The organism is Methanocella arvoryzae MRE50 (genome assembly GCF_000063445.1).
GTDB classification, from domain to species: Archaea; Halobacteriota; Methanocellia; order Methanocellales; family Methanocellaceae; genus Methanocella_A; species Methanocella_A arvoryzae.
This window is the reverse complement of record NC_009464.1, coordinates 2,372,513-2,386,699: the sequence shown is the minus strand read 5'-3', so window position 1 is coordinate 2,386,699 and position 14,187 is coordinate 2,372,513. Positions and strand designations below refer to the sequence as shown.

General features: G+C 48.3%; 17 protein-coding genes and 1 pseudogene. 9 read left to right on the top strand and 9 right to left on the bottom strand.

Going from position 1 to position 14,187, the window contains the following annotated elements:
- The first annotated feature begins 254 nt into the window (after positions 1 to 254).
- Entirely contained in the window at positions 255 to 797 is a 543-nt protein-coding gene (locus RCI_RS11790; RefSeq protein WP_158308912.1) for a DUF4352 domain-containing protein, read from the top strand.
- 2 nt (positions 798 to 799) lie between these two features.
- Here the strand turns inward: RCI_RS11790 and RCI_RS16750 are convergent, their stop codons facing one another.
- Positions 800 to 1,072, bottom strand: a complete 273-nt coding sequence (locus RCI_RS16750) for a hypothetical protein (RefSeq protein ID WP_148266614.1) — start codon at positions 1,070 to 1,072, stop codon at positions 800 to 802.
- Between the two features lie 73 nt (positions 1,073 to 1,145).
- Positions 1,146 to 2,354, bottom strand: coding sequence for an ISL3-like element ISArch12 family transposase (locus tag RCI_RS11785; protein ID WP_012036672.1), 1,209 nt, complete (start codon positions 2,352 to 2,354; stop codon positions 1,146 to 1,148).
- A 144-nt stretch (positions 2,355 to 2,498) separates the two neighbouring features.
- Between RCI_RS11785 and RCI_RS11780 the strand changes: the two genes are divergently transcribed.
- A complete protein-coding gene (locus RCI_RS11780; RefSeq protein ID WP_012036671.1) occupies positions 2,499 to 3,140 on the top strand; it encodes a hypothetical protein in 642 nt (213 codons plus the stop codon).
- Between the two features lie 67 nt (positions 3,141 to 3,207).
- Here RCI_RS11780 and RCI_RS17640 read toward each other — a convergent pair.
- The 4 genes and pseudogenes from RCI_RS17640 to RCI_RS11760 all read right to left on the bottom strand — a co-directional run bounded on the left by RCI_RS17640 (position 3,208) and on the right by RCI_RS11760 (position 7,132).
- Positions 3,208 to 4,035 (bottom strand): annotated as a pseudogene (locus tag RCI_RS17640) (transposase).
- Positions 4,036 to 4,131: 96 nt separating this feature from the next.
- Positions 4,132 to 5,319, bottom strand: coding sequence for a zinc ribbon domain-containing protein (locus tag RCI_RS11770; protein WP_158308911.1), 1,188 nt, complete (start codon positions 5,317 to 5,319; stop codon positions 4,132 to 4,134).
- A 67-nt stretch (positions 5,320 to 5,386) separates the two neighbouring features.
- Positions 5,387 to 6,373 (bottom strand): transposase, encoded by a 987-nt coding sequence (locus tag RCI_RS11765; RefSeq protein ID WP_012035141.1) that lies wholly within the window; start codon positions 6,371 to 6,373, stop codon positions 5,387 to 5,389.
- Between the two features lie 288 nt (positions 6,374 to 6,661).
- Positions 6,662 to 7,132 carry a hypothetical protein gene (locus RCI_RS11760; RefSeq protein WP_012036668.1) on the bottom strand — a complete coding sequence of 157 codons (471 nt, stop codon included), beginning with the start codon at positions 7,130 to 7,132 and terminating at the stop codon, positions 6,662 to 6,664.
- Between the two features lie 139 nt (positions 7,133 to 7,271).
- On the opposite strand from RCI_RS11760, the gene RCI_RS11755 reads away from it, so the two are divergent.
- The 6 genes from RCI_RS11755 to RCI_RS11730 all read left to right on the top strand — a co-directional run bounded on the left by RCI_RS11755 (position 7,272) and on the right by RCI_RS11730 (position 11,121).
- Positions 7,272 to 8,945 (top strand): radical SAM protein, encoded by a 1,674-nt coding sequence (locus RCI_RS11755; RefSeq protein WP_012036667.1) that lies wholly within the window; start codon positions 7,272 to 7,274, stop codon positions 8,943 to 8,945.
- Positions 8,946 to 9,039: 94 nt separating this feature from the next.
- Complete coding sequence (locus RCI_RS11750) at positions 9,040 to 9,387, top strand: cupredoxin domain-containing protein (protein WP_048198534.1); 348 nt, start codon at positions 9,040 to 9,042, stop codon at positions 9,385 to 9,387.
- Positions 9,388 to 9,449: 62 nt separating this feature from the next.
- Positions 9,450 to 9,869: a plastocyanin/azurin family copper-binding protein gene (locus RCI_RS17530; RefSeq protein WP_012036665.1), complete on the top strand. Its 420-nt coding sequence runs from the start codon at positions 9,450 to 9,452 to the stop codon at positions 9,867 to 9,869.
- A complete protein-coding gene (locus RCI_RS11740; protein ID WP_012036664.1) occupies positions 9,866 to 10,090 on the top strand; it encodes a hypothetical protein in 225 nt (74 codons plus the stop codon). Before RCI_RS17530 ends, RCI_RS11740 begins: the two co-directional genes overlap by 4 nt.
- Before the next feature lie 91 nt (positions 10,091 to 10,181).
- Entirely contained in the window at positions 10,182 to 10,556 is a 375-nt protein-coding gene (locus tag RCI_RS11735; protein ID WP_048198532.1) for a hypothetical protein, read from the top strand.
- Between the two features lie 28 nt (positions 10,557 to 10,584).
- Positions 10,585 to 11,121, top strand: a complete 537-nt coding sequence (locus tag RCI_RS11730) for a YkgJ family cysteine cluster protein (protein ID WP_012036662.1) — start codon at positions 10,585 to 10,587, stop codon at positions 11,119 to 11,121.
- A gap of 38 nt (positions 11,122 to 11,159) precedes the next feature.
- Here RCI_RS11730 and RCI_RS11725 read toward each other — a convergent pair whose 3' ends face one another.
- The 3 genes from RCI_RS11725 to RCI_RS11715 all read right to left on the bottom strand — a co-directional run bounded on the left by RCI_RS11725 (position 11,160) and on the right by RCI_RS11715 (position 12,979).
- On the bottom strand, positions 11,160 to 11,666 hold the full coding sequence (locus tag RCI_RS11725; RefSeq protein WP_231844839.1) for a peroxiredoxin family protein: 507 nt from the start codon (positions 11,664 to 11,666) through the stop codon (positions 11,160 to 11,162).
- Between the two features lie 84 nt (positions 11,667 to 11,750).
- Positions 11,751 to 12,413, bottom strand: a complete 663-nt coding sequence (locus RCI_RS11720) for a YkgJ family cysteine cluster protein (protein WP_012036660.1) — start codon at positions 12,411 to 12,413, stop codon at positions 11,751 to 11,753.
- The gene (locus RCI_RS11715) at positions 12,410 to 12,979 is read right to left on the bottom strand and encodes a GMP synthase subunit A (protein WP_012036659.1); all 570 of its coding nucleotides are present in this window, start codon (positions 12,977 to 12,979) and stop codon (positions 12,410 to 12,412) included. Before RCI_RS11715 ends, RCI_RS11720 begins: the two co-directional genes overlap by 4 nt.
- 124 nt (positions 12,980 to 13,103) lie before the next feature.
- Between RCI_RS11715 and RCI_RS11710 the strand changes: the two genes are divergently transcribed.
- The gene (locus tag RCI_RS11710; RefSeq protein ID WP_048198530.1) at positions 13,104 to 14,093 is read left to right on the top strand and encodes a hypothetical protein; all 990 of its coding nucleotides are present in this window, start codon (positions 13,104 to 13,106) and stop codon (positions 14,091 to 14,093) included.
- Positions 14,094 to 14,187 lie beyond the last annotated feature (94 nt).

Here is a 14,187-nt window from a genome sequence, read left to right as displayed (position 1 = left end):
AGACATACCGAAAAAGATCGAGCCTCTGAACTACGCACTACAAATAGACATATTCCCTAAAACCAAGAGTTAAGGTTTAAAAATAATAGATGGCTATTATTTCATAGGGTAAATACATATACCAGTTCATCAGTTACCCTCTGACATTATTTGACAATTATCTTAAATAAAATCGATCGTCAAAACTTTGATATGGTATTAGAATGAGTTCGTTAATAAATAAAGCTATATATATTGTTGTAATCCTTATCGCCTTGACAATATTATTTTCCTTAATGGTAGTTATATTTCAGAGTGAGAGCAATAATACTATGGGTAAACCGCCATCGACGGAATTGGGATTTTCAAAAGACAACCCAGCTTCCATAGGTGATATAGTATTATTTAAGGATGATCACATTAAGGGCAGCAAGTTGTCTATAGTGTGTATTGAGTCATATCATGGTATCGAAGCATATAATCGTATGTTAGTAAATTCAAAAGATGCTTTTATTATACAACCAAATGGCAATTATGAATATCTAATTATTAAGTTTAATATATCATTTGTAAATAGTAATGAAAAAAATAGATATTTTTATGCATCGAATGGCCATTTTTATTTGTATCAATCCTCAAACAGTTCAGGTAAACCGGAATGGTTGCAAGCATCCTCAATGAAACCGCTAATTGAATCGAAGTTACTTAAAAACGATTCGATAGAAGGGTGGGTTACTTTTAAAATTAATAAAAATACCGACTATGTATATATTTCATACGTTAATAATAACATATGGTTCAAAATAAATATAAAATAAAATTAAAAGGGCAATATGGACGTTAAAATTGCTATAGCAGCCGGTGAGACACTTGAATAATCAGAACATGCATTACACATAGCCCACATTATAAAGCAGCTAAATGCAACCGCCAGAAGAACTACAATAGCAGCAATTATTAAAATCACAAGGATTCCAATTACACCTGCGGATAATACCATTAATAATGCTGAATTTAAAAATTTAAAAGCATTTGATAAAAAACTTTTTTCCTCTATAACATCACATCCATAAATTGAAATCTTAATTAGCAATGTTTTAATCCATGATAAATTTTACTTTTCCAAATAATGAAAAGATGGTTCTTCTCCCTGTTTGGGATCGGGGTTAGAGGCCGCATATTTTTATTATTTTTAGCATGAAGTATTCGATGTCCCGGAAACCGTATGCTCTACGTTTGATGAGCCCGATCTTATTGTTGAACCCCTCGCTGGCGGCATTCGTCACTCCGTGTTTGAAGTAGTTGTGGATGCCGTACAGGTAATTGTTAATGGTCTTCACCACTTTGTCGTATTCTTGTATGCCGGACTCCTGAACATTGGCCTTCCAGGTTTCCAATCGTCGTATGGCGACATCGTAGCATTTTTCGTCCAGGATGCTGAGGAGTTGCTCTTTTAGCACATATGCACTGTACAGGGTCTGATTCTTCTCCAGGAGACTGTTGAGGGTTTCTCGTCGGTCAGGTGGCACATTCTCGTTTCTCAGGAGGATCAGGAAACGTTTTTTCTTGAACTCCTTCTGCTCATCCTTACCAGCATTCCTGAACTCGTGTCGGCGTATCGAATCCAACGCTTCGTTCACCTTTTTAGCGACATGGAACTTGTCGAAGACGATGTCCGCCCTCGTGTACTCTTTCACACTAGCGATAAAGGGATCCCACATATCCATAACTGCCACCTTGATCAACTGACATTTCTCAGGTCCAAGCTCCTGGAAGAAGGCGTTCAGAGTCTCCTTCTTACGGTCCAGGCCAACCCAGAGGACATAACCATGGTCCACGTCACGGACGACCGTGAGATATTTATGCCCTTTCTGATAAGCGATCTCATCAACACCAATCCTGACAGGATGCACCTCGGACAAACCCTTCAGGGCTGACCGAATAGATTCTTTATCGATGTTCTTAACCGTCTTCCAGTCCAACCCTACAAAGCTCGCCGCTTCTTTCACACTCATATGATCACAGAGACGGCCCACATACGCTTCATACGCCCTTGTACAATTACTGTAATCCCTTACGAAACCCACATCCTCATACCCACGGTACCCACATTTACAATGCAATTTGTACTCCTCAAAGTACAGGTAGCATTCGAACCCCGAGAAGTCCAGGTGACGGACAAGCCGGCCATACGAGCCTTCAAAACGTTTCACCACACGGTTACAGCAAGGACACCGGACCTTATGCTTCGATCGTCCGAGCTGGATGACCACCATGCCAACCAGCATGGTCATCACGCTCAGACCAACAATCTTAAAGCCTGGAAAATTATACACGGTACTGAATACCATCGAGTATTTGCATCGTTTACTCATGATTGTTTGCCAAAACTAAAAGAGCAAACGATGCCTTACTACTTACCGATCAGCCAACAGGACTCAATCCCAACCTTGGAGAAGAGCCGAAAAGATTAAATACAGATTAACATTTAACATGGTTAAAAATAAGGGGTGTAATAATTGAATCTATTTAAAGTATCTACCTTTGTTTTACTGCTATTAGTAACAGTAGTTCTTTGCGGATGCTGCTGTTTTACTGGAAATACCTCCTCGGATAGCGGATCTACGGTAAATCCCACTGCATCTACATCAACGTACTCATCTCAATCGCAAACAAAAGTGACTCCAACTCCAGTACCTACTGGGTTTGCAAAAGCAAATCCCGCTCCTATTGGAACAACTGTGCAGTTTAAGGCTGGAAGTATCCCAGAGAGTAAAATCCAAATAACTTGTATAGATGCAAAGAGAGGTGCAGAAGCATATAATTTAATAAATGACAATGATGGATATACCTATATGAAACCGGCTGAACCTGATGCTGGTGAAGAATATTTAATAGTAAAATACAAAGTTGAATTCATTGATTATAAAGTCGGAGACACTCCAAAAAGCTACTACATATCAGGTAGTGATTTTACAGCATATTCTCCGGATAATACTAGAGAGTATGACCATGAATGGTTTACAACTATGGAACCTGAATTAAGTAAGGAATTGTTCAAGGGTGACAGTACTATCGGTTGGGTAACGTTCTGTGTCAAGGAAGGATATGATCATTATCTTATCGGCTTCAACAATGATAAAATTTGGTTTACTGTTTAGCTAACCTGATGCCAAATAGAATTTGGCAACCATATTTTTTTCTCATTAACTGAGACTTTTGCATAAGTCATCCGATGGTTGTGGTCAGGGGGCTTGCTCCATGTCTAACCTGGTAGAGTACATGTATCTGTCGTGCTATCAGGGTGAGTCCTGTCTTCGCTCTGACTCGAAGGATTCTGGTAGTTTTTACTCGTTTTAGGTATAGAGGCTCTTTCAATAGGTAGTTCGTCACTCGCAATGCATCCTGTTTTTATATAATTTGCTCAGGATGATATCGTGGAAGGAGATGTACTCCTGTATCTGGTACCTGAGAAGCTCCTTCTTCGTGTTCCGCCTATTAATCCTGTTGATCATGCGTAAGCATATCGGGTATATGAGTTCTACGTGCTCTTTAGTGCCGTAGGCAATAACGCCGAACAAACCCATAACCAGGAGGATACGACTGCACATTTTCCTCTGCAATTGTATGAGTTGTGTGGTGTCATGCATGTTGGCAGAGTAACAACATTGCAGATCGGCGCCTGTGTAATCAGATCGTACAGTAAGTGGATCTTGTACCCGTAATACATTTCCTCGTTGATATGATCGTACCCCGCGAGGCATCCGGATCATGTCGGCTGAACGCAGGGAGGCTGGTACTGTCCGCACCAACCGTGGTCATGAAGTCCTCTTTTGCCCCCAGATTATTTGCTAGCCCCATGTAGAGAAGTGCCCGTAGCATAGCGATCCGACTGTACTGGGGAGTCCTGCCCATCTTATTATTCTTCTATGGGTACCTGAAACACTGCCAGTCAACCGCTTCTATCATTAAGAGGCATACGTTGGAAAATATATTATGATAGTTATCAGGGCAAGAAGAGGGCGCCTGCTCGTCTGTACTAAGGTTTTTGCCCATAAGAAAAATAATGCAGTAAAAATCCACCAACAACTTGTTATTGGATTATGCCGAACCCCTAATATATGCCCCACGTTAGGTGGGGCAAATCCATTTTTACTTACCCAAAGGTGCACCACAACTTGGACAAAATGTAGCCGTGTTTTCAATATAAGTGCCACAGTATTTGCATGGGATTTTTACGATTTCCTTGATAACTTCTTTCTGTATTGGTTGATTTAAGGGAATATTTAGTTGTTTTATTACTATTGCAGATATATCTCTTACATTCTGGCTAGAATCTTGTAACCCCCTTCTAATGGGATCATATGACCTGATATCATCTAATGCAGCAAGCAGTAATATCGTACCGTATCGAATTTCCGCATGAGGATTATCGTATTGTTTTATTAAAGGCTCGACTAGTGATACACCCCAGGATTTAACCACATATTGACCCTGTTCAACGATTTCAGCACTACCTGTATACATGAGATTGGTAAGCTCAAGTAATCCTGCATCAACAGATTCACAAGAGTGATAAATGTATATTTGAGCACCATTTAGTGCCGATTTCCACCGTCTCTCATTATTGAGGATCGCAGATTTCATTGCGTTATTAGATATGCTCTGACCAATTTCATACCCGATAACCCAGCTGGCACTGCCATATGGAGATAACCTTATTTGATTATTATAATTGTTAATACTATTTTGATATTTATTATACTCTACAACACACGCATGCAGAATATTTTGAAGGAGGGGTTGGTTTACATCTTTTAATAAGTATGCAGCGTTTACTTTTGCCTGCTGTTCACCGTAAATAAGTTGTCTAAGTAAGTTATTTACATTGTAAACAGGCTTTTTAGGCTGATTAATTGGTTTTGCATCAGATTTGGCGTTTGCTTTTTCTATCACGACTGAATTATTTATAGGCTTAGAAGTCAACATCTTGAATACAAACACACCAATGACATAAACAACCAGGATAAACCCGATTAAAAATAGCGATATAATAAGATAAACTATTGCATCCACTATTCCTAAAAAGACTGGGCTCGCGCTACTATCGCCCATGCCTGATGTGCCAATAGAAAAGCCATTTATGATACTGAAGAGTATAATAGCTCCAGTCCAAATTAATACGCCATTTCTTTTTCTCAATTTATTATCGACATCTTTTAAGAAAAATGTTCCATATTTAGGCTGTATTAAAGTTATAATTAACATAATGAATAGTACTGGTATGATTATACAAGTACCGCACCGGAATATTTGAGATATAAATGATAAATCAACCATACCTAACCTCATAAAAAAATACAACTATTACTATTTAGTATTTTTCAATCCGAGACTTTTGCATAATTTATCCGATGATTGTGGTCCGGGGGTTTGCTCCTTTAACTAGCTGGTAGAGTACTTGGATTTGTCGTGCTATCAGTGTGAGTCCGGTCTTTATAGTAACTCGAAGGATTCTGGTAGTTTTTACTCGTGTTAGGGTGAGGTGTTCTTTTAAAAGGTAGTTGGTGTACTCGCAATGCATCCGGTTTTTATATAATTTGTTCAGGGTGATATCGTGGAAGGGGATGAACTCCTGTATCCGGTACCTGGGAAGCTCTTTCTTAGTGTTTCTACGGTTAGTCCTGTTAATCATAGGTATGCCCAACGGGTAAAGACGTTCGATATGCTCTCTGGAATCGTAGGCAATATCAGCAAACAGCCCGTTCATCAATAGGCTGTGCGAGCCCATTTTCTCTAGTAGCGGCAAGACCTGTGTGGTGTCATGAATATTGGCTGGAGTCACTACACTGCAGATGGGCGCTAACGTGGGAAGATCGTACAGCAGGTGTATTTTGTACCCGTAATACATTTCGTCGGCGATATGATCGTAGCCCCACGCAGCGTCCGGATCTGTCTTGTTAAACGCCGGAAGGCTCGTGCTGTCCACTCCGACCATGCACATGAAATCCGGGTCTTTGTCCCGTATCATGCTCCTCAGAATCCGCATGATCCTGTCAATCTCAATGCTTTCTTTGAACCTGCTGAACGTGCTTTCGCTCGGCAATTGATTAAAGCCAAGGATCTCTAATTTATATAAATCACCGGCCAGTATTCTTACCAATTTACTAACGCTCGGAATACCGGCCAACTCCATGTAGACGAGGGCTTTGAGTAAAGCGATTTTACTGTAAATCGATGGCCTGCCACGCTTATTATTCTTCTCAACGAAGCTGAAACGCTGCCAGTCAACCGCTTCTATCATCTCAAGGTACGTGTCAGAAAGTATTTTGCATTGGCAGTCGAAGCAAGAAACGGGCATCTGCCAGCCCGTACAATCGTTTTTACTGAGCATAAAACCGATACGGCTAAGATGCCCATATACTTTTTACCGATTTATGCAAAAGTCTCTTTCAATCCTACAAAACATCATATGATATTATGTAACATAATTGCTGTCTGAATGTTTGTAAAAAATATAAAATGAATAAACAGACGATTCACAAAGCCATAATATAGGTTATTGCTTTTGTGAATAATAACTGATTTTGTACAGATATTTGATAATATTTATGTTCTACAATGAACAAATAAAAAATATTGGCACATATAAAATATGGCAGGTATCTGTACCTGCCACCCCTTATGCCTGAATCTTTAGTACTAAGAAAGTGTATAAGGCTCCGCCGATAGCACCGAGTATTGCTGCAACGACGATGATCGCCACTGCGGCAACGCTGCCACATACGCCAGAAAATACCACGCCGATTGCGGATCCCACGATATCGCTCGTAGAGCTGCTTAGTAGCGCACTCAGAATGTTGAAGATAATCTGGGCAACAGCAGATATTAAACCTGCAACAGCTCCGGCGACCGCTCCCAGGATGATACCATCCACAAGAGTCTTAACATGTTGGGAAGCGAGTTTGACTCCGTATGCTCCGATACCTACCGAAACCAGTAAGATAACGGGCCATAGCAGACATGCAAGTACAGCTACCAAGAAGTTTACTACGGGTATATATCCAAGTATAAATTGCAACAGGTAGTATAGTGCGAGAGTCACTCCGCCGATAATACCTGCTTTAATAGCATTATTGTATTTTTCTTCCATTTAACCACCTTAACTGGATAGATGGCTTTGAAGGTATTAAATTGTTACGTAGCCGATTGCTAACTAATATAGCTGCCTGCTAGCCAGGGTCATGCTTCCGGGCATCATTTTTATACAGTAGCCCGCCTTCAGTGTATTGATGCCTGATATCAGCCGCACCGTCATTCTCGACGGCTACGTGGACGAGCCGGCCTGCCTCGGGGTACCTCCGTATATGGCGCCTTATCCGAGGTACGTAGCGGGAGCGCTGCCGGGAGAAGTGCTTTATTACACGATTGATCAGCTTCGGAAAGACCGGTCAATTCTGCAGACCATGAGCAGCGCAGACCTCGTCGTCATCATCTCAGGCGTGACTGTGCCCGGCAAGTACCTCGGCGGGACTCCGGCCACCCTGCAGGAACTGGAGCGGTTCATGGCGGGGATCGACACCGTGAAAATCCTCGGAGGCCCGGTCTCCATGTTTGGGGCCGGCACCGAAGGCGGCAGGTCAGCGAAGCGGATGAAGGCGAGCGGGGTCTTCGACATCGTGGCCGCCGGAGACATCGAAGCGGTGGTCGCCGGCTACGTGCAGGAGGGAATGGCTGTCGACCCCGACGTACGTCGAACTGCCAGAGATATCGCACAGTGGTCTGTAAAGGGAGCGAGAATCGTCCCGCAACACCCGGATTTCCCGCATACGATGCTGGAGCTGGAGACTTACCGGGGCTGCTTCAGGGGTAACTGCTCCTTCTGCACGGAAAAGTTCTACGGTCGGCCGGACTTCAGGCCGGTAACCGACATAGCGGCAGAAGTCTCAGCACTGTACGATATGGGGGCCCGGTACTTCAGGCTTGGCAGACAGCCGGATATCCTGACTTACATGGCGGACGGCGACGAGGAGTTTCCCCGGCCTAACCCGGAGGCGATCGAGCGGCTCTACTCCAGTATAAGGAAGGTAGCGCCGCAACTCAAGGTGCTACATATGGACAACGCCAACCCTGGCACTATTGCCAGGTATCCGGACGAGAGCAGGGCGGTGCTCAAGTCTATAGTCAGGCACCACACGTCGGGCGACGTGGCGGCGTTCGGCATGGAGAGCGCCGACCCCCACGTGATCAGGCTTAACAACCTCAAGGCGCAGCCGGAAGAGGTCAAGGATGCAATCCGCATAGTCAACGAGATCGGGGGAGCCAGAGGCGCCTCGGGATTACCAGAGCTGCTGCCCGGCCTCAACTTTGTCCACGGCCTCATGGGAGAGACGAAGCAGACCTTCCGGCTGAACTATGAGTTCCTGGAATCGCTGCTCGCCGAAAACCTGCTGGTGAGGAGGATTAACGTCCGCCAGGTCATGCCGTTCGAGGGCACGTGCATGGCTGACGTGGGAGAGAAGATCGCCAACAAGCACAAAGGTGTCTTCCACGCCTACAAGGAAAAGATACGGGAGCACATCGACCTGGAGATGCTCAAGAGGGTGGTGCCAGTCGGCACTGTGCTGAGAGGGGTGCGAATGGAGTTGAAGGAAGGAAGCGTCGCGTTCGGGAGGCAGATAGCCTCTTACCCGCTGCTGGTCGGCATACCGGCAGACCTGGAGGCCGGGGCTGTCCTGGATGCAAAGGTAGTCAGCCACGGCTACAGGTCGATCACAGCGGTGCCATACCCCCTGGACATCAACCACGCTTCCCTGAAAACCCTGGAGAGCCTGCCCCGGGTCGGAAAAAGCAGGGCGACCAGGCTGGCCGCAGGCAGGCCGTACATGACTCCGGAAGAAGTTCGCGGTGCTCTGGATGACCCGGAGATAGCCCGGAGTTTACTGGAATACTTCGAGTACAAATAGCATTACAAATAACGTGGTCCCATAACAGTGCCGGCACCGATTTCCCGGGCAGAATTTTTCTTGCAGAGCGCTCATCTCAGGCATGGTGTCAGATATGAGGAGATTGTGGATACTATTACTCGCGATCACGATCGTGGCTTTGCTGGCCCCGGCAAGCGCCCATGCAGCGACTACAATGGTCGATATCAAGAACAACATGTTTACGCCCCAGGAGATCACTATCAAGGCGGGAGATACGGTCACCTGGACGAACCAGGACCCGGCCACCCACAACGTCGACTTCGACGACGATGACGACTATGACGACTATGACGACATGGATATCGAGTCGCCGATGCTGAAGCAGGGTGAGACATTTTCCCACACGTTCAACATGCCGGGCACATATAGCTACGACTGCGACGTGCACCCGTTCATGAAAGGCAAGGTGATTGTCCAGTAAACCGTTGCATCATCGGCCAACTTTTTTTAATTCAGCCGATTAATATAAATTGTGATTCGGTCTTGTCCAAAACCAATCTAGTCCTCGTTCTACTCCTGATAGCGGTTTCAGCAGCATGTGCAGGTTGCGCTGGACCGGCGGCAACAGCGGAGCCGACAGCTCAACAGACATCTCAGCCCACAGCCCAACCCACGGCCGAGCCCACCGCTCAGCCAACAATAGAGCCCACGTCGCCGACACCAGCCGCTAACGTGACCATCTCTGGCTCGGCGTTCAGCCCCGATACTGTCACGATTCCGGTCCACGGTAGCGTGACATGGACGAACGAGGAAAGCTTAGTCCATACCGTAGAGTTTGACGGGCAGCAGTCAGGCACGATGGGCAGAGGGGAACAATACACCAGAACCTTTGACACTCCCGGCACCTACGAGTACGTTTGCGGGATCCACCCGTTCATGAAAGGTAAGGTGATTGTCCAGTGAGCGCGCTAACAGACATTGCGTTAACTGATATCGCAGGCATCCCACTGATGGCGTGGCTCGGCCTGGCCACTCTGATCATGATGATTGCGACGGCAACCTATGGGTACCTGCTCTTCAAAGGAAAGATCAAGGGCTCGATCTTCTTCCACAGAAACCTGGCGATCGTTACGATCAGCATAGCTCTGGCGCACACCATCCTGGCCGCCTCCCTGTTCATGTAACCGTCTATATGCCCAACGCGGAGCCGGATCCGGCAATAGAGAGAAAAATGCGAGATTTAGCCGCACGCTGGCTCCATCGAGCTTATCTTTTTTGCTGCTGAGACTCCTTTTCGTGTGCACCACCAACGGAGTTGTCATAGCATTCATCGCCTTTACAATGGTACTGTTGATCACCCTCACGGTACAGGCCATGACACCTTTTCCCCGGGGAGACCTGACATATTCCTTCGCAGTGGTGGAAATCAGAAACAATACCCTTGTGCCGGACAGTATCGGGGTCTATAAAAACGCGACCGTCGTCTGGGTTAACCGGGATCTGGAGGACCGGTACCTCTTCATCGAAGACAGAAGACTCCCGGTGTTAAAGTACGGTGATACTTACACCAAAAACTTCCACGAGTTCGGAACGTACGATTGTTATTGCGGCGATAACCCCACAAGCCGGGGGATAGTGATCGTAAGATAAATAAATTCGTAATAAAATAGTTTTTTATATGTTGAGCCGTCAGGAATTTTTCACACAGGCCCGAAACGGCCCTTACGCGCAATGTTCTACGGAGCAACTCTATTATGCATACGAGGTATACCAGATCTGTCCCCTATCCCGGGACCCTGTGCATATTTCCCATGTATATTGTGGCCGGTGCGGCAACTGCTGCCGCCGCCAGTGGCGCATCGAGGTGTCCCTCGAAGACGTACAGCGATGGATAGACGAGTGCCGCTTCGACATCATTGAATCGCTCGAACGCCAGCCACAGAAACAGGTTCCTTCTGAGCCCGGCAGGAGTATCTACGCTGATGAAGACATGGCCACACTGGAGAATGGAGCCACACATGCAGATGCACACGCAGATGCACAGGTAGCAAAGGCTATGGCCATCGTCCGGGACATCGCCTCGGGCAGGGCGAGCTACGTCATACCCAAAACAAGGGGCTGTAAATACCTGATCGATGGCGAGATCACGATGTGCAGCATCTACGATACCCGCCCGGAAGTCTGCCGTAACTTCCCTTCGGTGGAATCGGCTTGAATACTATGAGCGGCTGATAATCGATCTCGATCGCTCGCTCAGCGGAACGCTTCCCGGCACTCCCTGATTAGCACTTCGTTACCCGGGCTGCCTCCCGGCAGGTTCAGACGATGTATGTGCCTGATGATGCCGCTGGGGTCCACGATGAGTATCCTCGGGTCATCTATGTGAGTGATGATCTCGAAGCAGACGTGCGACTGCACCTCGCTGCACTGGGCGACCCGGTAGATGTGGGCCACGCTATGGTCCGAGTCGCACAGCAGCGGAAACGGCAGGCCCAGCTGGTCTTTTATTTTCGAGCCCTCCTCAGCAGTCATGATGCTGATCGGAAAGATGACCGCCCCCGCGTCCCTGAACTGCTGGTAGTCCTTTCCGATCGCCGACAGGCGGGTCAGGCACCGCTCGTCCTCGTGGTTGAAAAAGAACAGCACGACAGCCTTTTTATTCTTGCAGTCGTACAGCCTCACCTTCTTCCCGTCCGTCCTCCCCAGCGTAAAATCAGGCGCCATCTCGCCTTCCTCGATCCGGTAGTCCATCCTGTACATATGCGCTCAAGAAGGTTTTCGGCCGCGGGGATAAAAGCCCGTGCCGACGAAAATGCAGGTATGCCAGGCCTATGTTTACCTGGCTCAGCCAGATATGGCACCCGGGTGCCGGCAAAAAGAGTAGCTGCCGTCTGCAGATCTGCGAACGTATTTCGAGCCCTCGCTATCGTGAACCACAATGTACTGGCCACCGCTCCTCATACCCTGCTCGAAAGGCTCGAACTGCTCCAGCAGCGCTATGCTCTCCTCCAGCTCCCTGATGAGCCGGGCTTTTAGCGCCTCTGCCAGGGATAGCAGGTCATCAGTACTGGTGCTGCATGCGCCCAGTCCCTCGCAGTCATACGATTCAATCGCCCCGGAGTCCAGCCTGAACGGGTACGTCCGGCATATGTGCGGCCTGGCCTCGTAGATAGTACAGCGGCCGCCTTCGAGGAAAATACAGTCGCCCCCGGGAGTGCGTCGCAGCACCCACTCAAAAGCATGGCGATTACCCTGGGCGTCGAAATCGTCGCTTTCCGGAGGCACCGCCACCTCGAACCAGGCTTTTCCGGAAGCGGCCATGATCTCCCGGACCTCTCCGGGAAACACTGCAACGGTATTATCGCCAAATGCTCCCCGGCAGCATTTCGCGCATCTGGTACAGGAGAAGCAGGATTCCTTAAGCTTGCCGGCCAGCGTCTGCACATCAGTCGCACGGGCCTCTGCCAGCTCTGCACGTAAAAAACGAAGCTCTTCTTTCAGGCTCATTTGCGCTGCCTGCACACCTCTATAAAGTTCTGGAGCAGCAGAGTGCCCTTCTCGGTGTGAGAAACCTCGGGGTGCCACTGTACTCCAAATAAGGGCTTAGTCTTATGCCTCATGGCCTCGATGTCGCATATGTTCGATTTTGCGAGGAGGACAAAGTCGGGAGGCAGCTTCGCCACCTCGTCCTGGTGAGATGCCCAGACCACGGTCTTCGGCCCGATACCCCTGAGGATATCGTCCTCTTCTACGATGTCGATGTCTACCCGTGCGAACCCGCCGTACTGGCCGGTCCGGATTTCCCCGCCGTACGCCTTCGCCATGAGCTGGTGACCCAGGCAGATGCCCAGTATAGGCAGATCGATCTTGATGAGGTTTTCCCCGTTGCCCGCCCGCTCCATCGTCGGGCCGCCGCTGAACACCAGCCCGTCAGGGCTCTGCTTTAAGATATCCTCCACAGTAGAGGTGTTCGAAACGAGCTTCGCGTCCATGCCCAGATCCCTCAGAGACCTGTGGATGAGATGGCACGTCTGCCCGTAGTTGTTGATGACCAGCAGCTTCAGCTTATCCATGTTTGAGTCATAATGTGAGTTAATATATAAGATTTTTCTGGAAACCTGGAAAAGATCATGACGGTGGCCGAAGGCCCTGGCAGGTGAAATATATTTATATTCTCTGGCCCCAATAAGCCCCCTAATGAGCCTGAAGAACCAGCCGGGCAATCCTAAAGTGCAGGCGGTAATCGATCTTCTCCGCAAGGAACACCCTTCAGCGTCCATAGAGACTGTGAGCTACGACGGGGACACTTACGAGCTGATCATAGAACATGAAACCATCGTCTACTTCGTGGGGATCAAGCTGACCCGGGCCAACATGCAGACGGCGGCCAAGCTGAGCCTGTACGCCAAGACGATCGGCCAGCGGTTCCAGGGCAAAAAGGTGGCTATCAAGCTCTTCGCCCCCGCCATTACGACCGATGCCAAAGCTGCTCTCATCAAGGCCGGGTGGACGTTCCAGAAGCTGCCGACAGGCAAGCCCCGTGGCGCTCCGTCAGACGCGGTGAAGATCACCTCTCCGGGGTCCTGGAAGGTGGTATGCTACTTTTTAAGGAATGAAGAGGCCACCATGAACAAGGCTTCGGTCGACACCGGCGTCTCTTATCCATGGGCGAGAGCCGTCATCAAAAAGCTCGTAGAGATCGGCGCTTTTAAGGAAGAGGGCCGGAAAGTCAGCCTTGCCAGCCTGGACAGGCTGTTCGAGTACGTGGTGTGGGAGCGGCCGATCAACAGCCTGCGCAGTCTCGAATTCTGTAGCGCCTACGAGGACGAGCAGGAGGCGCTGCACGAGCTGTACAGTAATGTCTCCGGAATCATTCCCAGCTCGGCCTGCGCACTTTTTACGGCTTCCGACCTCTATCTCGAAGGCGTCGCCTCGGGCGGGTGCATCCAGCTTTACGCAGACGAGAATGCCGCCCTGGTGGTAAAAAGCCTGCTCGGCGAAGGCTGCGGAGTGAGCTTCCAGATCTACAGCCCCGACCGGGAAATGGAAGACATCCACCTCATCAACGATATCAGGGTAGTATCCCCCGAGCAGACCATCCTCGACCTCGCCGGCCTCGGCCCTTACGGCGCTGCATCGGCGAAAGTGATCGTGGACTACTATCGAAAAATTTCCCGGCAAAACTGATAGCGAGCGAATCGGCCCGGCGCCAGAGCGCCAGGATATTAGAGGCTTAACACCATTTCCTTATTTTTCCCGGCGTCCTGGCACCGCACAGCCT